25 protein-coding genes are annotated in these 25,589 nt (G+C 44.6%); 10 read left to right on the top strand and 15 right to left on the bottom strand.

The features are described 5' to 3' along the window. Positions 1-44: 44 nt before the first annotated feature. On the top strand, positions 45-1,517 hold the full coding sequence (gene putP / locus BLD48_RS04065) for a sodium/proline symporter PutP (protein WP_071499043.1): 1,473 nt from the start codon (positions 45-47) through the stop codon (positions 1,515-1,517). Between the two features lie 46 nt (positions 1,518-1,563). Here the strand turns inward: putP and BLD48_RS04060 are convergent, their stop codons facing one another. Together BLD48_RS04060 and BLD48_RS04055 are read right to left on the bottom strand one after the other, a co-directional pair. Continuing rightward, the gene (locus BLD48_RS04060) at positions 1,564-2,361 is read right to left on the bottom strand and encodes a class I SAM-dependent methyltransferase (RefSeq protein ID WP_083412235.1); all 798 of its coding nucleotides are present in this window, start codon (positions 2,359-2,361) and stop codon (positions 1,564-1,566) included. A 43-nt stretch (positions 2,362-2,404) separates the two neighbouring features. Continuing rightward, on the bottom strand, positions 2,405-2,719 hold the full coding sequence (locus BLD48_RS04055) for a hypothetical protein (RefSeq protein ID WP_012370605.1): 315 nt from the start codon (positions 2,717-2,719) through the stop codon (positions 2,405-2,407). A gap of 208 nt (positions 2,720-2,927) precedes the next feature. On the opposite strand from BLD48_RS04055, the gene BLD48_RS04050 reads away from it, so the two are divergent. From BLD48_RS04050 to BLD48_RS04040, 3 genes are all read left to right on the top strand, one after another. Beyond that, positions 2,928-3,407, top strand: coding sequence for a GNAT family N-acetyltransferase (locus BLD48_RS04050; protein WP_071499042.1), 480 nt, complete (start codon positions 2,928-2,930; stop codon positions 3,405-3,407). 97 nt (positions 3,408-3,504) lie between these two features. Further along, a complete protein-coding gene (locus tag BLD48_RS04045) occupies positions 3,505-4,203 on the top strand; it encodes a queuosine precursor transporter (RefSeq protein WP_071499041.1) in 699 nt (232 codons plus the stop codon). Between the two features lie 83 nt (positions 4,204-4,286). Next, positions 4,287-4,643, top strand: coding sequence for a PilZ domain-containing protein (locus BLD48_RS04040; protein WP_071499040.1), 357 nt, complete (start codon positions 4,287-4,289; stop codon positions 4,641-4,643). Positions 4,644-4,822: 179 nt separating this feature from the next. On the opposite strand, the gene BLD48_RS04035 is transcribed toward BLD48_RS04040, so the two are convergent. Beyond that, positions 4,823-6,496, bottom strand: coding sequence for a glycoside hydrolase family 13 protein (locus tag BLD48_RS04035; protein WP_071499039.1), 1,674 nt, complete (start codon positions 6,494-6,496; stop codon positions 4,823-4,825). 219 nt (positions 6,497-6,715) lie between these two features. Between BLD48_RS04035 and BLD48_RS04030 the strand changes: the two genes are divergently transcribed. The 3 genes from BLD48_RS04030 to BLD48_RS04020 are packed head-to-tail and all read left to right on the top strand — an operon-like array spanning position 6,716 to position 8,674. Continuing rightward, the gene (locus BLD48_RS04030) at positions 6,716-7,333 is read left to right on the top strand and encodes a hypothetical protein (protein WP_071499038.1); all 618 of its coding nucleotides are present in this window, start codon (positions 6,716-6,718) and stop codon (positions 7,331-7,333) included. Positions 7,334-7,391: 58 nt separating this feature from the next. After that, entirely contained in the window at positions 7,392-8,186 is a 795-nt protein-coding gene (locus BLD48_RS04025; RefSeq protein ID WP_071499037.1) for a thymidylate synthase, read from the top strand. Beyond that, positions 8,183-8,674: a dihydrofolate reductase gene (locus BLD48_RS04020; protein ID WP_071499036.1), complete on the top strand. Its 492-nt coding sequence runs from the start codon at positions 8,183-8,185 to the stop codon at positions 8,672-8,674. The genes BLD48_RS04025 and BLD48_RS04020 overlap by 4 nt, the downstream gene beginning before the upstream one ends. Before the next feature lie 56 nt (positions 8,675-8,730). Here the strand turns inward: BLD48_RS04020 and BLD48_RS04015 are convergent, their stop codons facing one another. Beyond that, positions 8,731-10,251: a diguanylate cyclase gene (locus tag BLD48_RS04015; RefSeq protein ID WP_071499035.1), complete on the bottom strand. Its 1,521-nt coding sequence runs from the start codon at positions 10,249-10,251 to the stop codon at positions 8,731-8,733. A 78-nt stretch (positions 10,252-10,329) separates the two neighbouring features. Then, entirely contained in the window at positions 10,330-11,724 is a 1,395-nt protein-coding gene (gene fumC, locus BLD48_RS04010; protein WP_071499034.1) for a class II fumarate hydratase, read from the bottom strand. Between the two features lie 116 nt (positions 11,725-11,840). Between fumC and BLD48_RS04005 the strand changes: the two genes are divergently transcribed. Continuing rightward, the gene (locus BLD48_RS04005) at positions 11,841-13,160 is read left to right on the top strand and encodes a hemolysin family protein (RefSeq protein WP_071499033.1); all 1,320 of its coding nucleotides are present in this window, start codon (positions 11,841-11,843) and stop codon (positions 13,158-13,160) included. Positions 13,161-13,275: 115 nt separating this feature from the next. Here BLD48_RS04005 and BLD48_RS04000 read toward each other — a convergent pair whose 3' ends face one another. The 3 genes from BLD48_RS04000 to BLD48_RS03990 are packed head-to-tail and all read right to left on the bottom strand — an operon-like array spanning position 13,276 to position 15,825. Then, positions 13,276-13,671 carry a ribonuclease HI family protein gene (locus tag BLD48_RS04000; protein ID WP_071499032.1) on the bottom strand — a complete coding sequence of 132 codons (396 nt, stop codon included), beginning with the start codon at positions 13,669-13,671 and terminating at the stop codon, positions 13,276-13,278. Continuing rightward, positions 13,664-14,623 carry a CobW family GTP-binding protein gene (locus BLD48_RS03995; protein ID WP_071499031.1) on the bottom strand — a complete coding sequence of 320 codons (960 nt, stop codon included), beginning with the start codon at positions 14,621-14,623 and terminating at the stop codon, positions 13,664-13,666. Before BLD48_RS03995 ends, BLD48_RS04000 begins: the two co-directional genes overlap by 8 nt. A gap of 11 nt (positions 14,624-14,634) precedes the next feature. Further along, on the bottom strand, positions 14,635-15,825 hold the full coding sequence (locus BLD48_RS03990; protein ID WP_071499030.1) for an HD domain-containing protein: 1,191 nt from the start codon (positions 15,823-15,825) through the stop codon (positions 14,635-14,637). Between the two features lie 147 nt (positions 15,826-15,972). Here BLD48_RS03990 and BLD48_RS03985 point away from each other — a divergent pair, with 147 nt between their 5' ends. Further along, the gene (locus BLD48_RS03985; protein ID WP_071499029.1) at positions 15,973-16,458 is read left to right on the top strand and encodes a hypothetical protein; all 486 of its coding nucleotides are present in this window, start codon (positions 15,973-15,975) and stop codon (positions 16,456-16,458) included. A gap of 257 nt (positions 16,459-16,715) precedes the next feature. Here BLD48_RS03985 and BLD48_RS03980 read toward each other — a convergent pair whose 3' ends face one another. From BLD48_RS03980 to BLD48_RS03970, 3 genes are read right to left on the bottom strand one after another with little or no spacing between them, the layout of a single operon-like run. Then, positions 16,716-17,288: a deoxycytidylate deaminase gene (locus tag BLD48_RS03980; RefSeq protein ID WP_071499028.1), complete on the bottom strand. Its 573-nt coding sequence runs from the start codon at positions 17,286-17,288 to the stop codon at positions 16,716-16,718. Between the two features lie 50 nt (positions 17,289-17,338). Continuing rightward, positions 17,339-18,559, bottom strand: coding sequence for a toxic anion resistance protein (locus BLD48_RS03975; protein ID WP_083412233.1), 1,221 nt, complete (start codon positions 18,557-18,559; stop codon positions 17,339-17,341). After that, positions 18,546-19,292 carry a 5-bromo-4-chloroindolyl phosphate hydrolysis family protein gene (locus BLD48_RS03970; protein WP_071499027.1) on the bottom strand — a complete coding sequence of 249 codons (747 nt, stop codon included), beginning with the start codon at positions 19,290-19,292 and terminating at the stop codon, positions 18,546-18,548. Before BLD48_RS03970 ends, BLD48_RS03975 begins: the two co-directional genes overlap by 14 nt. A gap of 229 nt (positions 19,293-19,521) precedes the next feature. Between BLD48_RS03970 and tnpB the strand changes: the two genes are divergently transcribed. Beyond that, a complete protein-coding gene (gene tnpB, locus BLD48_RS03965) occupies positions 19,522-20,694 on the top strand; it encodes an IS200/IS605 family element RNA-guided endonuclease TnpB (protein ID WP_071499026.1) in 1,173 nt (390 codons plus the stop codon). Positions 20,695-20,887: 193 nt separating this feature from the next. On the opposite strand, the gene BLD48_RS03960 is transcribed toward tnpB, so the two are convergent. From BLD48_RS03960 to BLD48_RS03945, 4 genes are all read right to left on the bottom strand, one after another. Next, a complete protein-coding gene (locus tag BLD48_RS03960; protein WP_071499025.1) occupies positions 20,888-22,234 on the bottom strand; it encodes a sodium-dependent transporter in 1,347 nt (448 codons plus the stop codon). A gap of 210 nt (positions 22,235-22,444) precedes the next feature. Further along, on the bottom strand, positions 22,445-23,329 hold the full coding sequence (locus BLD48_RS03955) for a diacylglycerol/lipid kinase family protein (RefSeq protein ID WP_071499024.1): 885 nt from the start codon (positions 23,327-23,329) through the stop codon (positions 22,445-22,447). Next, a complete protein-coding gene (locus tag BLD48_RS03950) occupies positions 23,326-24,843 on the bottom strand; it encodes an ABC transporter permease/substrate-binding protein (RefSeq protein WP_071499023.1) in 1,518 nt (505 codons plus the stop codon). The genes BLD48_RS03955 and BLD48_RS03950 overlap by 4 nt, the downstream gene beginning before the upstream one ends. Further along, positions 24,840-25,571: an ABC transporter ATP-binding protein gene (locus BLD48_RS03945; protein WP_014970571.1), complete on the bottom strand. Its 732-nt coding sequence runs from the start codon at positions 25,569-25,571 to the stop codon at positions 24,840-24,842. The genes BLD48_RS03950 and BLD48_RS03945 overlap by 4 nt, the downstream gene beginning before the upstream one ends. Between the last annotated feature and the right edge of the window lie 18 nt (positions 25,572-25,589).

Raw genomic sequence — 25,589 nt, 5'->3', positions numbered from 1 at the left:
AGTTAACTAGCGCAAAAAACAACGTTATTGGAGGCTTTATTGTTATGACGCAAGAATGGATTTCAATTAGCTTGTACTTAGTCATGATGCTTGCCATCGGCTACATTGCGTACAAGCGAACGACAAACACAGAAGATTATATGTTAGGCGGTCGTGATTTAGGACCTGGTGTGACGGCACTATCCGCCGGCGCCTCAGACATGAGTGGCTGGATGCTGATGGGATTACCTGGTGCGATGTATGCGACGGGTGTATCCGCATTATGGCTCGCATTAGGATTATTAATTGGTTGTTACGTCAACTACTTGATTCTTGCTCCACGTTTTCGCCTTTATACGGAGATGGCAAATGACTCGATTACGATTCCTGATTTTTTAGAAAATCGTTTTAAGGATACGTCACGTGTCTTGCGAACAGTTTCAGCCGTTGTCATCATCGTCTTCTTTACGTTCTACACATCAGCGGGTATCGTATCCGGTGGTAAACTGTTCGAAAGTTCGTTTGGCTTCGATTATCATTATGGTATGCTCTTGACGATTGCGGTCGTCGTCGCCTATACATTGTTTGGTGGCTTTCTCGCAGTCAGTTGGACCGACTTCGTCCAGGGTTGTATCATGTTCATCGCTCTCGTTCTTGTACCAATCGTTGCCTTGACAAATGTCGGCGGGATTGACGGAGCATACAGCTATGCTGAAAACTTAGATCCAACGTTATTTGACCCGTTTAAAGGAACAACCCTTCTCGGAATCATCGGATTTCTCGCCTGGGGACTGGGCTACTTTGGACAACCACATATCATCGTCCGTTTTATGGCGATCCGCTCAGTAAAAGATTTGAAAAAAGCGCGCCGTATCGGAATCGGCTGGATGTTCATCTCGATCCTTGGTGCGATGATGACAGGACTTGTCGGAATTGCCTATTTTGAAGGACAAGGAAATGGGCTTGGCGACCCAGAAACCGTCTTTATCCGTTTTTCTGACGTCTTATTCCATCCCTATATCACAGGATTCTTGATGGCAGCCATCTTAGCCGCGATCATGTCGACGATTTCGTCTCAGCTACTCGTAACATCAAGTGCCTTGACGGAAGATTTTTATAAAACGTTCTTGAACAAAAAAGCATCGGATAAACAATTGATCTTAACAGGTCGCATTGCGGTCTTAGTGATTGCTGTAATCGGTTCCGTTTTAGCCTGGAACCCATCTGCAACCATCTTGTCACTCGTTGGATACGCTTGGGCCGGATTTGGTTCCGCGTTTGGCCCAATCATCTTGCTTTCCCTTTACTGGAAACGGATGACGAAACAAGGTGCCCTAGCCGGTATGCTGTCTGGTGCGATCACTGTCATTCTTTGGGTCCAGTTTGGTCTCAGCACGACGCTCTACGAGATGGTCCCCGGATTCTTTACAAGCTTGACCTTTACCGTTGTTGTCAGCCTGTTGACGAAACAGCCTGCTGATGCCATCCAAGATAAGTTTGACGACATGGAAGAAGAATTAAAAGAAGCTGTTGAATGACTAAAATGCCTCTTCGCAAGTTGCGGAGAGGCATTTTTTGTACGCGTCACAGTTCCAAGACACCATAATGCAGTTTCGAAGATTTACGTTTCGTTCGTTCGAAACCAAATCGGTCAAACAAATCGCTTTCGAAATGGGCTTTTAAGACGATCCGCCGCCGAGCGACTCGTTTCGCTTCGATCAATACGGCTTCCGTCAACGGTTCATAATTCGCAAGTTGGCGTAATCCATTTAAGTGTGTGGATTCCGAAACCGTTTTTTCAAACATCGGATCAAAATAAATGACATCGACTGCGTCATCCGAACAACTTTTGAGATATGTCAGGTGATCGGCATCTCGAACGACAATCCGCCGCATCGCATCGACGATCGGCTGATACCGTTCAATCCAGTGCTTTAAACCTTGACGGACGATCAAAGCGGTTGCTGCGTTACTTTCTAGTCCAGTCACTCGTCCGGAAGAGCCGACCGCATGGCTCATGACAATTGCATCCGCACCTAACCCTAGCGTACAGTCGAGCACCGTCACACCTTCCACCAACCGTGCGATTGTAATCAAAGGATCGTGTCCACTCGCATCAAATTGTTTGATTCGGAAAACTGCACTTGATGGATGAAAGAAAAACGAATGGTCTGTCCCTTCCGGATAGTACTCCAATTGTTTTTTATCAACGACAAGGACCGGAAGCCGGTAGTGATCATGAAGCGACCGAATGCTGAGTTTTTTCCGTTCAACGATTTGGAAGTCGACCGTCTGTTCCGTTTCAGCTAATCGTTTTGCTCGAGCATTTACGTCAGGTGTAGGTCTCAAACACGTTGTTAATACAATCCTCTGTTTATTCAAAATCTTTCCACTCCCAGAAAAAAATAAGCTAGCCTACGCCAGCTTATTTCTTTTTCTTCAATAACCCTTCGATGTCCTCGATGAGTGCTTTTTTTGAAATCAAGTCTTCTTGTTTTTCTTGTTCGACTTTGGCGTCGACGGTCGTCCGTTGCAACAAGGCTTGTAACGTCTCATCGATACTTGATTTCAGATGATCGCGATCTTCTTTATTTAATGCAAGATCGTGACGCACTTCGTCACCTTGTTCATCCAGTTGGCGTAACCGCTCCGTTAATTGTTTTGCTTCACGATTTAAATCTGAGTATAAACGTTCAATCTGTTCCAAGCGTAATTTAATTCCATCCCGTTCTGTGAACACATTCCCCAACTCCTTCCAGCATACAGATGTCTACATCATTACTTTACCATATCCATCACTAAATGAAACAATCACAATCCGTTTACAATCCCCTTATTTTTCGGGATGACTGTTTCCGGCATTCGTTTCAGCTATCTTTTGCAATTTCTTTCTTCGAGTCGCTATAATGAATAAGCAGAGTGAATTGCGATCAGAGGAGGACAACGTCATGGATTTAAAGCGTCGAGCATTACGTCACGTCGACCAGACCGAATTCGAACATTTTTTAAAGTACGGGGAACAGGCTTACGGATTATCCAGTCAGGAAATTCAAGGCTACAATCATGAACTCGGGGTGGAACGCGCTTTTGATTCCGTCGAACACAGTTATTCAGAAGACTTTTATTTTGATATTCTTGTCGACGATCAACTGGTGGGACGCCTACTTCTATTGAAAATGGGCCATTACTTCCAACTGGACTTAATGATTTTTGATGCCTATAGCCGACGGGGTTATGGAACCAAAGCTGTTCAGTTCGCTTTACAACAATCAGACGTGCTAGCGGTCTATGAAGTACGTGCTCGTGTCTTACCGACGTCACCTCACCAAGAGATTGCCTGTCAGATTTTTAAGACGAATGGATTCGTACAACAGAATGATTATTTTAGTAAAGGTCGCCGTAAACGTTATTCGTTGCAACGACCTTGATCGTATGCCGACGCGAACTTGCGTCGGTTTTTTTTGACAGATCCTCAATTTAAGCGTAAAATTTTTCTTTGTATGATTCTGAAAGGAGGACACGTGGATGAATGAATGGTTATGGTTCCCTTCGATTCTTATTACGATGGGATTATTATTACTCAGTTATCGTTTGTTTGGTAAAACCGGTTTGTTGATGTGGATTGCCATCGCAACGATCATCGCGAACATTCAAGTGACACAACAAGTTGAAATTTATTCTTATATCTTCACATTAGGGAATGTCGTGTATGGAAGCTGTTACTTGGCAACAGACATCTTAAACGAAAAATACGGGAAAAAAGTTGCTCGTCAAGGCGTCTACATGGGCTTTTTCTCTTTGATCACAACAACATTCCTCATGCAATACAGTCTTTTGTATACACCCCTTAACGATACGCTTGCTAAAGACATGTCGAGTTCCTTAAACTTATTATTCGGCTTACTTCCGTGGATTGCCCTTGGTAGTTTATCCGCTTATCTCGTTTCTCAACTATTTGATGTCTTCATCTATTCTAAGATCCGCCAAAAAACAGGCGAAAAAAAGCTGTGGTTGCGGACGACTGGTTCGACCGTCTTAAGCCAACTGATTGATACGTTAACGTTTTGTGCGATTGCATTTCATGATTTACCGTTTGATATTTGGTGGCAGATTTTTGTGACGACGTACTTAGCGAAGTTTGTAATCGCTTGGGTCGCTACTCCATTCATGTATCTTGCAAAACGAATCCATCCGACGGCTTCTTCTAAAGATCTCGCTGCTTGATTTGTTGATTTCCCTTCTTTTGAGACACCCGTCTAGAAGATTGTCTTCTTTTAATGGATAATGGAAATTAGGAGGTGGTCTTCTTGAAAATCAAACGAAATGAGTCGTTTCGGTATCACTTTGATGAACCGATCACTGGTGAATTCTATCTCGTCAAAGAAGGACGTCGGACACCGGCTGGGTTAATGGAAATTCACAATATTTCTCCCAGTGGTATCGCCATTGCAACGCCATTGAAGTTGCCAATCGATCGTTCGACTTCTATCGTCGTCGAATTTTCACTTTTACTCGGTTCAGAACCGCTGAACGTATCCGGTCAGATTTTACATGAAAAATGGACGGAGGCACAGCGTTTATATGGTGTTCGATTAGACACGACGAAAGAAGATCAACAACGAATCATTGAGGCGATCAAACAAATCGTCAAGGAAAAACCTTGAACTCCACCCACTTTTCGGTACAGTTGAAGTGGGCGGACTCAAAAAGTGACCACGCAAATCACGCGCTTCCCTACAGGATTCGCGTGATTTCCTTTTACCAAATACTAAAAACGGGTTGACGGATTTGAAATCCGTCAACCCGTTTTTGTTAGAAACTTATTTTTGAGGCCGTTCCTTTTTTATTGCATTGTGCGATACACGATTGCCTCGTAAGGACGAAGTGTCAACTTTTGGTCTGTCACGATAGGTGAGGCGTCATAGTTTCCAATGACTGGATCTGTCGTATCGTGTACGAGCGGAACCGTTACGTCTGATTGAGCAAAGGAACAGTAGATATACCATGTTTCCTTTTCATACGTTCTCGTATAGGCATAGACTTCAGGCTCTTCTTCCAAGATTAACGCATACTCTCCATAAACAATCAAATCATGTTGATGGCGTAATGCAATCAATTGTTTATAGTAATAGAAAATCGAGTTCGGATCTTGTAAAGCTTGTTCGACATTGATGGATGGATAATTCGGGTTGACCTTCAACCAGGGTGTTCCCGTCGTGAAGCCTCCATGGTCTGTCGCGTCCCATTGGATCGGAGTTCGAGCGTTATCCCGTCCCTTTAGATGAATCGAGCGCAACAAGTCTTCGGGTGATGCCCCTTGTTCGATACGTTCTTTCCACATATTTCGAATTTCGATGTCTTCATAATCATCGATCGATTCAAAAGCGACGTTTGTCATCCCGATTTCTTCCCCTTGATAGATGTAGGGAGTTCCTTTTAATAAATGTAACAACGTCGCCAACATTTTCGCTGACGCGACGCGGTAGGTCGTATCATTTCCAAAGCGACTGACGACGCGTGGTTGATCATGATTGTTCCAATAAAGTGAGTTCCACCCTTTTTCATGAAGAGCGACTTGCCATTTCGTGAAGTTTGTTTTTAGTTTTTGAAGATCAAACGGTTGGACATCCCACTTCCCGTTTGGTCCGGAATCCAGATCCATATGTTCGAACGTAAAGACCATATTAACTTCTTTTCGTTCAGGATCGGTATAGAGAATCGCATCGTCCGTCGTCGCACCCGGCATTTCGCCTACTGTCAACACATCATAATTGCCGAACGAGGCATCATTCATTTCTTTCAAAAATTCATGAATCCGTGGACCATTAATATAATGTTGTCCACCCTCGCCGTAAAGTGCCCCTGGAGAGACCGTCGCATCCGGAAGACCCGGTGTCTTCGAAATCAAATTAATGACGTCCATCCGGAATCCATCGATTCCTCGGTCCAACCACCGGGTAATCATCTGGTAGACTTCTTGACGCAACTGTTCATTTTCCCAATTCAGATCAGGTTGCTTTTTTGAGAAGAGGTGCAAGTAATATTCGTTAGTTGCTTCATCCAGTTCCCAGGCTGGACCTGAAAAGATCGATCCCCAGTTATTCGGTAACGTTCCGTCTTCCTGTCTACTTCGCCAAATGTAATAATCACGGTAAGGATTATCCTTACTTTTGCGAGATTCTGCGAACCAGGCATGCTCGTCAGATGAATGGTTGACCACAAGATCCATTACGATTTTAATACCCCGATCATGTGCTTGGTCCAGTAATCGATCAAAATCCGCCATCGTTCCGAATTCGGCCATGATGGCTTCATAATCACGAATATCGTATCCATTGTCATCATTTGGTGAATCATAGACCGGACTCAGCCAAATGACATCGATCCCAAGTTCTTTTAAGTAATCCAGTTTTTCGATGATTCCGACAAGATCACCAATTCCGTCACCATTTGAATCTTTGAAACTCCGCGGATAGATTTGATAGACCACACTGTCATGCCACCATTTACGTTCCATCAGATTGATCGACTCCCTCATGACTATTTAATGCAAGCGATTGCATTTATTTTTAAAAGCGCTTCCATTTATTTCATCGACATCGTATCACGAACAAAGCGGCAAGAACAAGGAGATTCCCTTATTTTCGTAAGGTATACTGAAGTTGTCTCTACGTTCGGTTTGACGTTTAAAACCGTCAGATAGAGGAAAATGATTTAGGAAAGGAGGAATGACACTATGTACCGCCGCTACTTATTATTTTTGATTTGGGCAATCGCCATCGTATTTATTTTAGTGTTCGGAAACAACCGTGTATTCCCCGCTGGTTTTCTGTTCTCCTTCTTCCGTTTTGACCAAAGTCAATTTGATACGTCCGCACTGAGTTTGTTTACCTTACTCGGCATTTATCCAGCTGCTTTTTTTATGTTGTTTTTGGATGAAAAACGTTTTTTAAAACCTTCCCCGATGTTGGCTAGTTGTGGAGCCTTTGTGTTAGGATCGTTTATTTTAATGCCCTATTTAGCACTTGCGATTCCGCGTCAAACTTTTTTACCGTTTCGGCGCCGTAAATTTGTTCCGTACCTCGTCGCCGTGCTCGCTGTTCTTTCCGCCATCGTCATCTGGCTCGCACTCGCTCGATCCGATTGGTCCATTTTCCAGATTTACTTTATGACAAATCAATTCGTACGCACGATGACTGTCGACCTTGTGATGTTCTACATCCTACAGTTGTTCATGTTACACCGAATTCGAATTCGCCAAGATCAACGACTCGGTTGGCGCGATCTGATTCCGTTATTCGGGCTGTTCAGTTATTTATTCCGCTGCCATCTTCCTGCCTCAACCAACAGTTGATTCGACCGAACGGATTCGGCTACAATAGGGAGATAGCTTTTAGAGGGGGATTTAATTCATGAGACAGTATCATCAACTTTGTCACGAAATCTTAACGAACGGCATCCAAAAAGAAGACCGGACGGGAACCGGGACGACCAGCATTTTTGGTCATCAAATGCGGTTCCCTTTACAAGACGGGTTTCCGATGGTGACGACTAAAAAACTACATATGAAATCCATCATCCACGAGTTGATCTGGTTCATTTCCGGTGACACGAACATCTCCTATTTACAAGATCATGGTGTACGGATCTGGAACGAGTGGGCGGACGAAGACGGAAATCTCGGACCTGTCTATGGTGCCCAATGGCGTTCATTCCCTAAACCGGACGGCTCGACGGTTGATCAATTGGCAGATGTCATCGAACAAATTAAAACCAATCCGGATTCACGTCGTTTGATCGTCAGCGCCTGGAACCCCGGCCAGCTAGAAGAGATGGCATTACCACCTTGTCACCTGTTGTTTCAATTTTATGTCGCAAACGGAAAGTTGTCCTGTCAGCTCTATCAACGGTCCGCGGATGTCTTCCTAGGGGTACCGTTTAATATCGCTTCCTATGCCTTACTGACCCATATGATTGCCCATGTCTGTAAGCTGGAAGTCGGGGACTTCGTGCATACATTAGGTGACGCTCATATCTATGCGAACCATTTGGAGCAAGTTGAGCTTCAATTAAGTCGGACACCAAAACCATTACCGACCATTCGTTTTGCGCGGGAAATCGAACGGATCGAGGACTTTACGTTTGAAGATATCATTATTGAAGGATACGATCCGGACCCTCATATCAAAGGAGTGGTCGCCGTATGATTTCACATATCGTCGCCTATTCAAACAATCGTGTCATCGGTCGGGAAAATGCGATGCCTTGGCATCTGCCCGCTGACTTGGCTCACTTCAAACAAACGACTTATGGTAAACCGGTCATCATGGGTCGGAAGACCTTTATTTCGATTGGTCGTCCCTTACCTGGACGTGAAAATATCGTCATCACCCGGGATCTTTCATTTCGTCCAGAAGGTGTCACCATTTGGCACGACTTGAGTAAACTTGATGCATATCTGCATACGGATGATGAAGTTTTTTTGATTGGTGGCGGTGAGTTGTTCCGACAGACGTTGTCTCATGTCAAACGGATCTATGCGACCGAAATCGACGCCGTCATTGAAGGAGACGTCTATTACCCCGAGTTACCAAACGACTTTGTCCAAACGACGGAAACATTTCATCCGATCGATCGTACTCATGCCTTTGCTTTTACAATCAAACGGTTTGACCGTTTTGTCCCGTCTAACTAACATACGTCCTCAAAAAAGGTATCGATACGTCCATGACGTGTCGATACCTTTTTCATTTAAGGAAGACGGACTGTCCATTGTCGAATTTGCTCTTCTAGCTGATCCCGGTCAAGTGGAGACAAACAATAATCTGTCACTCCCCGTTCAAGTGCTTGGCCCAGTAACTGATTTTCTTCTGACGCGATCGCAATGACTTCAATCATGCCGTCGCGGAACTGTTTCCATTCCTCTAACAATTTAAAGTTTGAAGCCGCCAGTTGATCGAGTGGTAGCACACACAGCTGAAGTGGGGCAACCGACGTCTCGTCATAAGGAATGATCCGAAAATGGTACTTGGCGTGATGTGGAAGCGGCAATGGCGCAAGCTGATCAAACGAGTTCGATTCGATTTTAATCAATGCCTCCATTTTTTCTTTTGCAGTTGCCACCGAATAGATCGTCACTTGATTTCTACCATTTCGTTTTGCTTGGTACAGCGCTTCGTCAGCTTCAGAAGTCATCTCTTCTACATCCATGGTTGCATCCTTGATGACCGTTAAGCCAATTGATACCGTGACCTTTAATCCGTTCGGAAACGTATGCCGTTCAATCCGCGCTCGGACCTTCTCCATCATATCAACTGCGTGTTCCGAATCGTCGGCACTAAACAGCAACATGAATTCTTCACCACCAAATCGAATCAATTCGTCTTCTTGTCGGATGGCTTGTTTCGTCAATACGGCAAGCTCTGCCAATACAAGGTCGCCTGCCGGATGACCATGCAGATCGTTGATCCGTTTAAAATGATCCAAATCAAATATTGCCAAGGCAAATAACTGTCCATCCCGTTCAAGACGTGATGTCCGCCGGCGATACGCATTTTGGAGATACTTACGATTAAAGGCACCTGTCAATTCATCCACTAAAATCGTCGCCGAAACCGTCCGAAGTTTACGCAGCAATCGTTTCAGACGAATTTGACGTTCCTCAATCAAAACGGTTGCATCCCAGTAATCATCTGCTCCTAGCTGATAACAGGTTTGGCGGATCGACGAATCGGTTGGACCGATGATGATCAGCGGAATGAAGGCTGCCTCTACTTTTTTAATCAGCTTGAAGAGCAAGGTTTCATCTGTTGTCTGAATGATTTCATAATCAATCAGCATCGCATCGACGTGAAGATCATATCCGACTTCTAATGTGTCTTCAATAGAGCCAAAAAAACGTGTCAGATACCGTTCGTTTTCAAGTGATTTTTTCCATTGAATATTGTCTAAAAATCGTTTTGTGACAGAAAGAATCATTTCCTTACGAATCACTTTCTTTCGGCTTCGTTCCGAAAGATGATCAATGACCGGTGCAAGTAGCATCTGGATTTGATCCGGTGTGACCGTCTCGGCAATACCTTCTAACTCCTGAATCCAGCGTGATGCTTGTCTTTCAAAAAAATCGAGTTCGTCGTGTTTACCGAATCGGTTCAACCAGTCTGAAAAAACAAGTAACTCTGACTTAGGAACAGACTCCATCCGAAGTAACCGTTCGACCATGAGGATTGTCTGGTGGATTTGTTTTTCTATCTGATTCTGATCTGTCTCCACAAGTCTTCCCCCTCTTTCTATACAGCCGAAACCCCCTGCTTCGACTGAAGAGAAAACGAGGGAAACCCTCGCTTTCGATTATGCTTTTAAATTTGGACTCACCATTTCAGCCGGAATAATCCACTGATCGTATTGTTCCTCTGACAATAAGCCAGTCGCAAGTGCTGCCTCTTTTAATGTTGTACCCTCTTTATGGGCAGCTTTAGCAATCCGAGCTGCGTTTTCGTAACCGATGTGTGGATTCAGTGCCGTCACGAGCATCAATGATCGTTCGACGTTTTCCGCAATGACCGTACGTTCCGGCTCGATTCCGATTGCACAGTGGTCATTAAACGAATGAAGTGCATCCGTCAACAAGCGAACAGATTGGATATAGTTATACATGATGACAGGCTTAAAGACATTTAATTCAAAGTTTCCTTGACTCGCCGCAAACCCGATCGTCGCGTCATTACCAAGAACTTGCGCTGCGACCATCGTCAACGCTTCACTTTGTGTCGGATTGACTTTCCCAGGCATGATCGAACTACCGGGCTCATTTTCTGGAATCGTGATCTCACCGATACCAGCACGTGGACCGGATGCCAACCACCGGACATCATTGGCGATTTTCATCGCATCCATCGCGAGTGCCTTGATGGCACCATGCGAAAAGACCAGTTGATCATGGCTCGTCAAGGCATGGAATTTATTTTCCGCACTGACAAAGGATTTACCCGTCTCTTCACTCATCTTTTGTGCCGCACGATCTCCAAACTCTGGGTGAGCATTGATTCCCGTTCCGACAGCGGTTCCACCGATTGCGAGTTCCGTCAACGGCTCTAACGTCAACTCAATCATTTTTTTCGACAATTGTAACATCCGGACCCATCCACTGATTTCTTGACCGAGTGTAATTGGCGTTGCATCTTGTAAATGCGTCCGTCCAATCTTGACGATGTCTGCGAACGTGGTTGCCTTTTCGTCAAGCGTCGCATAAATCGCATCGATTGCTGGCAACAGCTGATCGATGACAATCGTCTTCGCTGCAATGTGCATCGCTGTCGGATATGTATCATTCGAACTCTGTGATTTGTTGACATCGTCATTCGGATGAATGACTTGCTCACTTCCACGCTCCGTTAATTTTCGAGTTGCGACTCGGGCGATGACCTCGTTGACGTTCATGTTTGACTGTGTACCCGACCCTGTTTGCCAAACGACAAGCGGAAATTCCGCATCAAACTGACCCGCAATAATTTCATCACAGACTTCAGCGATGACTTCCGCTTTCTCTTGATCGAGAACACCTAAATCACGATTGGCTAAAGCCGCCCCTTTTTTAAGGACCGCAAATGCCCGAATGATTTCGATCGGCATTTTTTCCGTCCCAATCTTGAAGTTTTCTAGACTCCGTTGTGTCTGTGCTCCCCATTCTTGTGCTTCTGGGACACGAATTTCCCCCATCGTGTCACGCTCTAACCGATATTCCATTTTAACTTCCCCCTTTATCTACTGATACATTAATAGTTTAACGGAAACGAGAACGAATGGGAATGATAGAGGCGAGTTTGGGGAATAGTTTGTTATCGAAAAGGAGTGAATGCTTGATGTGGTTGATTAATTTAACAATTGTCGTCTTATTGATTCTCGCAAACGGCTTATTTGCAATGACCGAACTCGCTTTATTGTCTTCAAAAAAACAAAAACTGCAACAGTATGCAGATGACGGAAAAAAATCAGCTCAAATCGCCCTCGATTTTCTGGAACGTCCAACCGATTTGTTATCGACGGTCCAAGTCGGGATTACCCTGATCGGCATCATCAATGGTGCGTTTGGTGGTGCTGCCTTATCCGCGCCGTTGATTGATTGGTTAGGAGGGTTTTCCTGGCTCGCGCCATATGCCAGTACTGTTGGTTATATGATCGTCGTCACCATCATCACGTATCTCTCACTTGTCATCGGTGAATTGGTTCCAAAGCGTATCGCTTTAGTCAGTCCGGAACGGGTAACGATGATGTTAGCCCAACCGATGCGTTTTTTTTCAAGTCTTCTAAAACCCTTTATCTTTATCTTAAGTAAATCGACAAGCTCTATTTTTCGTCTGATTGGTCTTGATCGCTTACAGATGGAAGATGAAACAGAAGATGAAGTGAAACAGTTGTTGATTCGAGGATTAAAAGAAGGTACGTTTGCCTCGTCTGAAGCAGAACAGGTATCCCGTGTGTTTGCTTTTCATGATCAGTTGGCCTATGAATTGATGGAACCGCGGACAGTCACCGAGTGGATTGATTTGACGGATTCGCCGGAACAGATTTTAGCGGATTTACGCACTGCGAAACACCGGAACTTGCCAGTTGGTCATGGGGATTTGGATCATTTTGTCGGTTACATCGATGCGAAAGAAGTGTTAGCTTCGGATCATCCGATTGCTGTCATCGAATCCTTGATCCATACGCCACTGATTGTTCCGAAACAGCTACAGGCGACGGTATTACTGGAACGGATGCGCAAAGAGACCGTCTCAATCGCCTTTGTCCTGGATGAGTATGGTGGTTTTTTAGGAATGATCACCTTGTTTGATATTTTAGAAGCCTTCGTCGGTGAAATCTCGACGATTGAGGAAGAACCTGAACTCGTTCAACGAAGTGACGGCTCCTATCTGGCCGACGGGTTGTTGCATATCGATGATTTAAAGCGAGTGTTGCAGATCAAACCGCTCTTGCCCGGAGAAGAAAAGAATATCTATCACACGGTCGCTGGTCTCGTATTGTATCTTCTCGGAGAATTCCCTGTCCGGGGAAGTCATGTCGTCACAAATGGGTACCGGTTTGAAGTCGTTGATCTGGATGGTCGCCGGATTGATCAGATTTTGATTGAGCCTGTGCGTGACGCGCCCTTAGAAACATCGTTTCCTACATCGGAATGATGGTTACATCCAACAACTGGATAAAAGAAATCCGAACGATATCAACTCTTCTCTGAAGAAGAAGGGAATCGTTCGGGTTTCTTCGTGTATTCTTATGTTTCAGTTTCCTTGTTCGTCAGAAGTCGTTTAAAGCCTCTTTTGCAACACGATCCGCTTTATTTTCCGAACGTGGAATCCATTTAACAAAAGCTAACGGCAAACGACTGAATCGTTCAAACGCCGGATCAAAATAAATTTGGATCCGCTTATTTTTAGCAAATTCTCGTTCTACTGCCAGCGAGACCGCTTCCGAATCCGTCCGGAAGGAAAAAACGCTTTCGCCTTGAGCAAGTAACTCTTCTGCCAAATCCACCGCTCTCTCAAACGCCTGAAATTCTGCTTCATGATTATTTTCTGCCGTGATTCTAAATGTCCGCTCAATGACCTGTCCTGCTGAATTTTTGCAAAAAATCCCGATTGCTGCATCGTCATTCGATGGTCGGACTGCCCCATCAAAATATAGTTCAACCATGTTCTCTCGCCGCCTTTACACCTTTTCGAATCGCGTGTTCATCTAAATTTTTCCCAATGAACACTAACGTCGTTTGTTTATGTTCTTCAAATTCCCCACGCACTGCCGTCCCATAAATCATTCCTGTTCCTTGCAGGATGACTTTTTGGTTCGTATCTGCAAAATGAATGATTCCCTTATACCGGTACAAGTCTTCCGCATAGGCTTCAAGAATTTCGCGTAGCACTGCTCCAAAACGTTGGCGGTGCAATGGGATCGTTTCTGTAATCGTCAATGCTGTAAAGGACTCTGCTGCTTTTTGTAGACCATCGGTTTGCTTGGTCAAACGTTCCTCTTCCTGCTTTGGAAAATGGAATGTCTCAAATAAGTGTTGAATATCCGTTTCCGATTCCACCGTCGGGAGAATCAATGCCGTTGGATTCAGATTGGATAAACGACGTGTCACGTTCACGACTTCATCTGCTGAAATCAAATCGATTTTGTTTAACAAGAGTGTGTCCGCAAAACCAATCTGCTTTACGTTTTCTTCGAACGTCAATTGCCGTTCCAGCTGATAGGCATCCACGACGGTAATGACACTAGAGATTTGATACTGTTGTTCAATGGCCGGTTCAAAATAAAACGTCTGTAAAATCGGACCAGGATCCGCGATGCCTGTCGTCTCGATGATCAACCGATCGAATTCCATCTCACCTTGCCGTCTTTTTTTAGCGATCCGTAACAAGGCATCACGTAAATCACCCCGAATCGAACAGCAAATACATCCATTCGTCAATTCAATGACTTCTTCGTCACTTCGTTCAATCAACGCTTCATCGATATGAACTGCCCCGACTTCATTTACAAGTAAGGCCACTTTTTCAATCGGATTCGTGACGATCCGGTTCAACAACGTTGTTTTCCCAGCTCCTAAAAAACCGGTGATGAGTGTCGTTCGAATACGTTCTGACATGGTTTCACTCCTTATGACGATTGGTTCTGCCGCCACTTTTCTTTTCGCGCATCTAATAGATCGATTGCATGTAGGTACCAAGCTTCTGTCGTTTGTGGTGTTACGCTTGAGCCCCATTCTTTTTTACCATGATGGGACAGGATCATATGCATTAAGCGATGGTATTGATCGATTGGTAGCCGGATCGCATCGTTTTGTAGTGCCTGTTCTAAAACAAAACATCCATATGGCATGTGTCCCATCAATACACCGTTCGGATCAAGGGCAATGCCCGAGACCGTTTCTTCCGTTGGCTCTACTTGGACTAAACGAGCAAATCGGTCGTCCGAGGCACCCAGATGGGTATATTCAAAAATCTTTCCGATATCGTGTAAAAGGATACCGAGTAATAGTTCATCTCGACGAGGGGATTCATTCAACAGCGTAATCGATCGAGCTGCTTGATATAAGGCGTCAAAACTCTCGTCCCAAGCGAACTGACGCATCTCCCGCTCACTCGCTTGAAACAAATCATTTTTATGATCCGCCTCTGCTTCTTGAATACATTGCAAAAGGGTTAAATAAGGACGCTCAGATTGGCAAATCCCAGTACCGATGGTCATCATACAAGCCGTATGTTTTAATAATCCACCGATATAGGCATGGTGATGATACAAGGCTGCTGGTCGTGTCGAAAAATCGAACCAATACGTTACGAGCACACGATGCGCCAGTTGTCGAAGTGGTTCCTCCATCTGATCAATCAAGCCAATCAACTGATCGCGGTATTGACTCGCCGATTCACCATGCGGCATTTGCGGTAAAAGAGTTGTTCCCGATTGACCATGAACCGCTTTGACACGCTGGACTGTCAGCGACTTATTTCCTGAGTCGACGGGGTACTCCTCGACCTTGGCAAAGACATGGACGATTCCCGTCTCCAAATACGGACGCATCGCCTCTTCAGCCGTCCCTTGGTTTAACCATTGTTTTCCTTTGCACGTCCCTCTCGGAGAGTTAAAGGTGAACTGTAACCACTCACGCCCCGTTTGGCTCGTTTTGATTTCCGCTGAAGCGACCAGTAAGGTTTCTTCTACCTGTTCACCGGGAACATGATCGATGATTGAAAACCCTGTTGCTGATTCTGATATCTCGAGTGGATAGTCATTTCCGTTATAGACCGGCATCTCCACTTCAGGAATTGCTTTAAATAATCGAACCATTGTCCACACTCCTCTCGTTTGCTCCGTCTTTCATGATATCAAATCTTTTCTTGTCGTGTATATGTCAAAACAATCATTGTAAGCGCTTCATTTATGTTTTAAGATGACAGTAGCAGACAAATTATCCACTATAAGGAGGACTGTCGGATGATTATTTCATTATCTACGTGTTATGAAGATGTGCGAACTGCAACGGTCGAGTTACAGCATCCCATCGAGATGACACGTGAGCAACTTCGTCAAGCCGTCTCGGTTTATGATCCGTTTGTCTTTAAGGAACCTTGTTTGTTACAACAACTCATTCGTCAGGAAATGATACTTTCCTGTCGTCGTGTCCAATCACTTGGTTTGCCTCTCGAATCCGCCCCGGTCAAATTGTTGATTGTCTCCTCGTTTAACGTAGGCGCAGGTTTTAATGCTGATGAAATCAATCAGATGTCCCCTGAAATGGTTAAACGGCAGTTAATGACAAATGATGTCGTATTTGCCCGTTTCATTCAACACTTATTTCTTCATCAGACACAACGTGACATCATTTGCCAACGTTTGATGACCATATTAGCTGGAGCATCCGCTAAAAAATCTTTTGTCCGTGCCGAGCGGCTTCAGGCATCTTGGACCGTTTTACGCTAATAATACAAAAAGTCCCGACTCCAGTGAGTCAGGACTTTTTTCAACGACCTGGCATTCCAGCTCCTTGATTGGCATTTCCTATGAAAATGCGGCATTCCGCTTCGTCATATTCTATATATATCATTGCAGAATCTTGGGAAATTGTCAATTCATTTTTCAAAAAAAGTGGGACCATCTCGTTTGAGATTGTCCCGAATGGAAGAGTGAATAATTACCATGGCAATGCTTGATTTCATCATACAATGCAATGGAAGCGTTTACAAGTCTTTATCGAAAATTCTTTCAAGAAAATATTCTTCGGTCAAAGGACGATGGACGACTTCGATTCCACTTTGACGCATGAGCGTTAATCCATCACCATATTCATAACCGGTGGAATAGACGACTCGATCAATTTTCGAAGCGATCAATGCTAGACTACAAGCGTGACACGGACTATGTGTCACATAAGCGGTTGCATGGCGCGCACTCGTCGAATCGGCCGCCAGCTTTCCTAACGCGTTGATCTCAGCATGAATTTCATTGAGTTTTGACCATTCATGATGCTCTTCTTGATTCGAACAACGATAGAACAGAAACCCATTATGTAGGATTGACTCGCCATCCGTATTTTCTTCTGCAGATGCCTTATATAAAATACCCTCTTGCTTCAAATAAATTTCGTTGCAATTAACGTGTTGACTTGGTGTTCCGTTTATTCCAATCGAAATCGGCTTTTCATCTTTGACAATGACACAGGCGACAGACTTCGAAGCACATTTTGAGTGACGATCCGCCATCATACGGGCAAACAAAAGCCACGTCGTATCCCATTGTTGTTGTTTTTGCAAGTTGATTCTCTCCTTTACATAAACTACTAAGGAACACGTAAACGTGTTCCTTAGTATGGACGATTTGGTAATTCACGACTTTTCGAGGCAACTTCGATGACTTTTTGTTTGAGTTCATGTTCCATCCGCTCAAGTTCATGTTCCGCATCACGGCGTTTTTGTTTCCCGTCTTGCTGAATCCGAAGTGTCTCATCAAGCGTCTCAATTAAGTTTTGATGTGCTACCTTCAAGGATTCGACCGAAACAATTCCTTTTTCATTTTCTTCTGCGATTTCAATCGACGAATCTTTTAACAGACGCGAATTTTGCTCAAGTAATTGATTTGTCGTATTCGTTACATCTTTTTGCATTTGCAATGCTGTTTTTTGACGCGATAGGCTCAAGGAAAGCACCACTTGGTTTTTCCAAAGGGGAATCGTATTGACGACGGCTGACTCAATCTTTTCCGCCAAAATTTGATTATTTTGTTGGATGACACGAATTTGCGGAGCCATCTGTAAACTAATTGTCCGAGATAACTTCAAATCGTGAATCTTCTTTTCAAATCGATCAGCGAGTTGGATCAAATCATTTAACTCTTGTAATCGTGTCTGATCGCGTGAACGTTCGACTTCTAGTCGTAACGGCTCGATTTCATGTTCTCGAACGTGTGCAATCTTTGTCTCACCCGCCGCGATGTAGAGATTTAATTCTTCGAAGTAACGTTTATTTTTTTGATACATTTGATCAAGTAATGTAATATCCTTCATCAATCCAAACTTCGAACGATCGAGATTGTGGACGACTTCTTCCAAGTAAGCACTCATCTTTTCATACTGTAAGAAATACGTCTCTGCCTTTTTCTTTGCCCGACCGATGACCGGTACGTTTGACCAAAAACTTTTCTTTTCTTGTAATGTATCCGGATCCATTTGACGAACACGCTGCATCAAATCAGATAATAATTTTCCGGCGTCCCCGCCGTCTTTCATCTTCACTTCACTCAATACCTGATCGGAAAACTGTGAGAGTTCCCGTTGGACCGGCGCACCGAATTGCATGACAGCATCGGATTTTTTTAAATCGATTACTTGAAGCAACCGTTCAATTTTTTGACGTTGTTCAACCGGCACATCACTTGGAATCATTTCTTCGACCGGTCGGGCCTGTATCGCTTGACTAGGTGAAGTTTCGGCAAGATTGACATCGACGGAAGGATCTGAAATCGTTGGTTGTGTAGCTTGTTCGTCCTCCGGCCATTGTTGCCAGCTATTGTTGTCAGAATGGGTCATGTTTATAACTCTCCTCCTGTTTTCGTTGTTCGGATTCTTGGGCCAAAACTTTTTCAATCGTCAACAACTCACGTTCCAAGTCGACCGTATCTCCTTCTAATAAAAGCGATTGCTGTTGTTTTAGTTTTTCAGCAATCATCTTTAGATTCGATTGTAACTGTTCCCGTGTATCGACTTGAACTTGCGCACCGCGACGTTCTAAGTCGGCGAACTTTTCCGATATCGACAGTAGGGAATCCAGATAAAATGTAAAGAAGTCACGGACTTTTTTCACCTCACGTGGCGCTGTAAACAGTTCCTCAAATAAGACATGGGCCTCACGAGACACGATTCTCATCTCAGAACGGATTTCACTGTCACGAATCGATGGCATGATTTTGTCAAACGCCTGTAGTTTGACGAAGCCTTCTTCGACCGTCCGTTGTAAAACCTGCAATTCGAGATCGTCCGTTTCATCAAACCGTCGTGTCGCCTGTTCAGGTTTCAAGATGATACTGCCAACAAATTCTTCTTCGTCATCAAGAAGTAATTTCTTTTTGACGTTTTTTCGTTTCAACTCAGTTGATTTTCGTTCCGTCCGGTATCGTTTCCCCGGTTTGGCACGGTATCCACTCCAGATAAACCATAACCCTAACGCGATGAAAATGCCGGAGAAATTTAGGACGTCTGCTATTTGAAGAAATACGAACATCAGACCAATCGAACCTAGTACCCACCATGTAGAAGACTTCATCTCATCACCTCTTTCAGTTGATTCCTCTATCTGTCTTACAAGTTGACTGTATAGTTACTTCTATCTTACCATTACGGATCATATAACAAAAAGTTTCCCGTTTTAGAGAAATGTTAGTCCTCTCTATCAAAATTAGGCGAGAGTACTCCCACTTCTAAACGAAGTGAAAGTGGGAGGTGAATCGCCCCCCTCCCTTTCGGGTATAATACCTTTCAAGGAGGTGAAAATCATGTTGAAGTATAAGGCCTACAAATTCAGAATATACCCGACAAAAGAGCAGGAAATACTGATCGCGAAGACCATTGGTTGTTCACGCTTCGTCTTCAACTACTTCTTATCGAAGTGGGATGAGACGTATAAAGCGACAGGCAAAGGACTGTCTTACGATTCTTGTTCGAAAGAAATCCCGATGCTGAAGCAAGAATTAGACTGGCTGAAAGAAGTCGATAGCCATTCGCTTCAATCGAGTGTCAAACACCTGACCGATGCGTATGACCGCTTCTTCAAGAAGCAGAACGAACGACCTCGATTCAAATCGAAGCGCAATCTCGTCCAATCCTACAAGACCAATATCGAGAAGAAGAACCAGCTTCCCGAGGTCTCGATCGTCGGCAGCAAGCTCAAACTTCCTAAGCTGAAGTGGGTGCGTTTCGCCAACTCGAGGCAGGTCGTAGGACGCATCTTGAACGCGACCATCCGGCGTAATGCTTCAGGAAAATACTTCGTCTCCCTGCTCGTCGAGCAGGAAATCCACGAACTGCCGAAGACCGGTTCATCCGTCGGCGTAGACGTCGGGTTGAAGAACTTTGCCATCCTGTCGGACGGTACGGTATACAAGAACGACCGCTACTTCCGTTCGCTTGAGAAGAAACTGGCGCGCGAGCAACGCAAGCTCTCTCGTCGTCAGCGCATGGCCTTGGACAAGAAAGTGAAACTTTCCGAGTCGAAGAACTACCAGAAGCAGAAGCGAAAGGTCGCCCGCATCCACGAAAAGATTGCCAACAAGCGAACCGACTTCCTGCACAAGGTATCCACCGAGATCGTCAAAAACCACGACGTCATCGGAATCGAGACCTTGCAGGTGAAGAACATGCAGAAGAACCGCAAGTTGAGCAAGTCCATCTCCGAGGTCAGTTGGTCGGAGTTCTTCCGCATGCTCGAATATAAGGCGGACTGGTGCGGGAAGACCGTCGTGAAGGTCGGGAAGACCTTTGCTTCCAGCCAACTGTGCTCCAGTTGCAAACATCAACACAAAGACGTGAAATATCTTGGCTTGCGTGAATGGACATGTCCGAATTGCGGGATCCACCACGACCGTGATGTGAACGCAGGACTGAATCTTAAACGAGAAGCTGAACGCATCTTGGCTTCTTCAACCGTCGGGACGACGGGGCTAGCCTGATAAAGTTTCGACCGTCAGGTCGAATAAATCAGGAATCCCCCACCTCTAAGCAAGGCGTAGGTGGGGGTAGTTCAATTCTTATTTCACCATAATCTATCCGGCTTCACATCCGTCTCAAGTTTGATTTATGGATTCTCAAAAAAGCTAGTCTGCCATGAGGCAGACTAGCTTTTTTGGAATGGGACATCCATCTTCAAGAACTGAACAACGGCCAGATCAGGATGATCAAAATCGCAACGGGACTCATGTAACAAATGCTAAAACGCCAAAACGGAAGCATACGTTTCATGAACGGATTCGTGACGAGTTCTTGCTCCACTAGGGTCCGGTCAAGTTTAAATCCGGCAAAAAACGAAATCAACAAGGCACCGATTGGCATCAAGATGTTCGAAACCGTAAAGTCCATCCAATCAAATATCGTCTTATTCATCCACATGATGTCACTTGCAAGACCAAAGGAAAGAGCGGACGGAATGCCGATTAATGCAATCAAACCGGTTGCGATGATCGTATTTCGTTTTTTGTCCTGGAATGTAGCCCCTTCTTTTCGATCCGTGATCGATGAGACGACCACTTCAAGCATCGCAATCGACGAGGTAATCGATGCGAAGGCAAATAATAAAAAGAAGAGGGTCAAGAAAACGGTACCAAACTGTATTTGACTGAAGACAGTCGGCAAGACGATGAATAAAAGTGCTGGTCCTTCCGCTGGATCAAGCCCTGAGGCGAAGACCGCCGGAAAAATTGCGAACCCAGCAAGTAAAGACACGACGATATTCAACGAGACGATCCAGACTGCTGAGCGGTTGATTTGTCCTCGCTCTTTCATGTAAGAAGCGTAGGTCAACATTGCGGACACACCAAGCGACAAGGAGAAGAACGCTTGACCAAGTGCACTCAGGACCGAAGTTCGACTCAATGCTGAAAAATCCGGTTCAATGAAGAAACGAACGCCTTCACTTGCTCCCTCTAACGTCAACGAACGAACAACAAGAATGATGAAACAAAGAAAGAGTAACGGCATCATGATTTTACTCATTTTTTCGATTCCAGCTTGGACGCCACGTAAGACGATGACACAGGTGATGACCAAGAAAATCAGTTGTCCCGATACCGCATACACTGGGGAAGCCGAAATCGTACCAAACAATTCTCCCAGTGCCTGCCCGTTCATCGTGGTCAGACTGCCTGAGAAACCTAGTACCGTATAAATCAGTACCCAGCCACCAATTACACTATAAAACGACAGGAGAAGAAAACAGGCGATGACACCCAGTATACCAATGAACGTATATTTTTTATGACCCAATTCCGTGAAGGCCCGTAACGCTGTTTTCCCACTTGTCCGACCGATTAAAAATTCGGCAATCAAGACCGGGAGTCCAAGTAACAAAGTAAAGGCTAAAAACAGTAATAAAAAAGCCCCTCCCCCATTTGTTCCCGTTGTATATGGAAACTTCCATATCGCCCCAAGACCAATCGCTGATCCTGCTGCTGCTAAAATAAAACCGACCTTCGAAGCCCATGCATTTCCTTTCATGGTGCTCGACCTCCTTTTCAAAAATACTTTTCCATTGTACAAAAAATCCCTTTGGAAGTCATCCTTTATCAAACATTTTCTTTAAAGCGTCAAAGCATAACCGCATATTCGTGATAAAACATACAGGTTTTAGTTGATCGATAACAAAAAACCGAAGCCCACAGCAGTGGACTTCGGTTCAAAGGTCGACTTTCATTGGGAAAACGGTTGTTACACCAACGTATCCAAACGCCCACTGTACATTTTTAAATACTCGGGTAAAACGCTGACTTCAATCGGTGAATGCATTGCTTTTTCTCCATCTGTATCAATCACTTTCGGAGAATCCGTTTTCAGTGTAAATCCACTTGTCAAAACATGTGTAAAGGATGGTTCTGTGGCTAAGCCGATTTTTTGAAGGATGACATCCCGGATTGTCGTGAGATTGACCTCATCGACGATTACGAGATCCAATTTCCCGTCATTATAGGCTCCTTCTGATAAATTGGTGCCAATACCACCTAACGATTCTCCATTCGCAGCCAAGATCAAGACGGCTTCTCCCGTCATTTTTTGACCTTCTGCTAACTCTAGTTCGTAGGAAAAGGGTTTCGCTTCCATACTTGAGCGAATCGTCGAAAGATAATACCCCATCTTACCGAGACGGGCTTTTTCTTCCGTGTCAATGCCAATCGACGCCTCCGCCACTAATCCGAGTCCAAGGAAATTCAGGAAATACGTATCGTTGACTTGTCCAAGATCCACTTCGACGATTTGCTGGGTGGCAATCATTTCAGCAGCCAGACGAGGTACCATTGGTAACCCTAACGTTCTCGCAAAATCATTGCATGTCCCTCCTGGAATGATACCGAGAATCGGACGTTTGTCGAGTTTAGCGACACCGTTGATGACTTCAAATACCGTTCCGTCACCACCAATGACGACCAGTGCGTCGAAATCCGTTGCTTCTTCCGCAAAGTGTAACGCATCGAGAGACTGAGTCGTTTGACGGATGACAATTTCGTCAAATATCCCGGCCAAGGGATCAATGACATCTTGTAACAGACCAGCACGATTTGATCCTGCTGTCGGATTACTGATCAGTAGTAATCTCATTTAATGATTCCTTCTTTCTCTAAATACTCACGTGCCACTTGATTCGCTGTTTTTCCACCGTAGGCAACGGCTTCATTCATTTGCGACATTTCGACATCGGAGATTTTTCCATCTAATTGCTCAAGTGCTTGACCGACTTCCGGATACTCATCCAGTGTTTCTTGACGTAAGAGTGGCGCCCCTTCATATGGTGGAAATAGTTGCTGATCGTCTTCTAGGACGACCATATTGTATTTCGCGATTTCGGGGTCTGTCGAGTAGGCATCGATGACTTGAATATCACCTGATTGAACAGCTTTATAGCGTAACTTCGGTTCCATCGTCACGACGTCTTTAAAATTCACACCGTATTTTTCTTGAATCCCCTTGTACCCATCTTGGCGATCTTTAAATTCTAGCGTGAATCCTGCCTTTAATTGATCGGCCACTTGCTGTAGATCAGAAATTGTTTTTAAGTCATATTGTTCAGCTACTTTTTTCGGGACAGCCACTGCATACGTATTGTTGTAATTCATCGGCGGAAGCAATGCTAGCTCCTGCTTCACTAAACCATCTCGTGCTTGCTCGAATACGGCCTCTTTTTCATTCGAGACGGGTTTTTCATTCGTCAGGCTCGCAAGAACCGTTCCTGTGAATTCCGGATACAAATCGATATCCCCAGATTGTAATGCTTTATAGACGAACGTCGTTTTCCCGAAGTTCGGTTTGACTTGCACATTTAAGTCGGTCTGATCCTCAATGACTAACTTGTACATGTTCATCAAAATTTCAGGTTCGACGCCTAGTTTTCCTGCTACAACCAAGTCTGGTCGTTCCGTGCGTCCAAGAGCGAATGGCGTAACGATCAATGTCGCGATTAAAGCGAGTGCTACGACAAGTCGACCTTTTTGACGTTTTTTGGTTGCCACTTCCGTTTGTCTTAATAGGACATCAAATAAAAGAGCTAACAAGGCTGCCGGAATGGCACCTAATAAGAGCAGATAGTTATCGTTTCGATCAATTCCTAATAGAATGATTGATCCAAGACCGCCTGCACCGATCAAGGCAGCAATCGTCGCTGTCCCGATAATCAAGACCATCGCTGTCCGGACACCTGCCATCATGACAGGCAGGGCAAGCGGCAATTCGACCTTCAGTAAGCTTTGCATCGGTGTCATGCCGCAGGCACGTGCCGCTTCCTTGAGCGAAGAATCCACTTCTGCTAATCCTGTATAGGTGTTTCGAACGATTGGAAGTAACGCATATAGGACAAGTGCGATGACAGAGGGGACCGTTCCAATCCCGACAAGCGGAATCATCAACCCAAGCAATGCCAATGAAGGAATCGTTTGGATGACGGAAGTGACCCCAATCGACCATTCACTTAGTTTTTTATTACGAGAAAGATAAATCCCGAGTGGAATGGCAATCAGGCAAGCAATCACCAGTGATAGGACAGACAATTGAATATGTTCAATCAGTGCTTGCAGCAATTCTGTTTTCCGATCTTGATACGTCTCGAATAGTCCTGTCATTGGATCGTCCCCCTGACTTGACCCATGAATTCTTTGACGAAGGCATCGTCGCTAGCCAAGATTTCTTCTTTTGTTCCGATCAGAACGATTTTCCCTTCGTCCATCAAACAAATCCGACTGCCCAATTTCAATGCTTCATTCATGTCGTGTGTAACGAACAGAATCGTTTTTCCAAGTTCGTCGTTCAGACGCAATAAATCATTCTGAAGTTGCTCTCTTGAAATCGGATCGAGCGCTGAAAAAGGTTCATCCATCAAGATGACATCTTGCTCGGCTGCCAAGGCTCGCATGACACCAACACGTTGTTGTTGACCACCGGAAAGTTCAGTTGGATATTTCTTCCGCAAGTTTTCATTTAAGCCTGTCAGCTGAAATAACGTCTCGACACGCTCTTCAATCTTCTTTTTATCCCATTTCAACAACTGGGGTACGACACTTACATTTTCTTCTACCGTCATATGCGGGAATAAGGCAATCTGTTGAAGGACGTAACCGATTTGACGACGTAATTGGTGTTCATCGATTGACATGATGGGTTGTCCATTGATCCAAATCTGTCCTTCTGTATGGTCGATTAGCCGATTGACCATTTTCATCGTCGTTGTTTTCCCACAACCCGAGGGACCAATCAAACAGAAAATCTCTCCTTGTTCGACCGTAAAATTTAAATCACGGACCGCTTTTGTTCCATCTGGATATGTTTTTCCGACTGCTTTAAATTCAATCACACACGATCCCTCCACCAT

The organism is Exiguobacterium sp. KRL4, from assembly GCF_001870785.1.
Taxonomy (GTDB): domain Bacteria; phylum Bacillota; class Bacilli; order Exiguobacteriales; family Exiguobacteriaceae; genus Exiguobacterium_A.
Note: the sequence above shows the minus strand (reverse complement) of the source record. Positions and strands in the feature narration are given on the sequence as shown.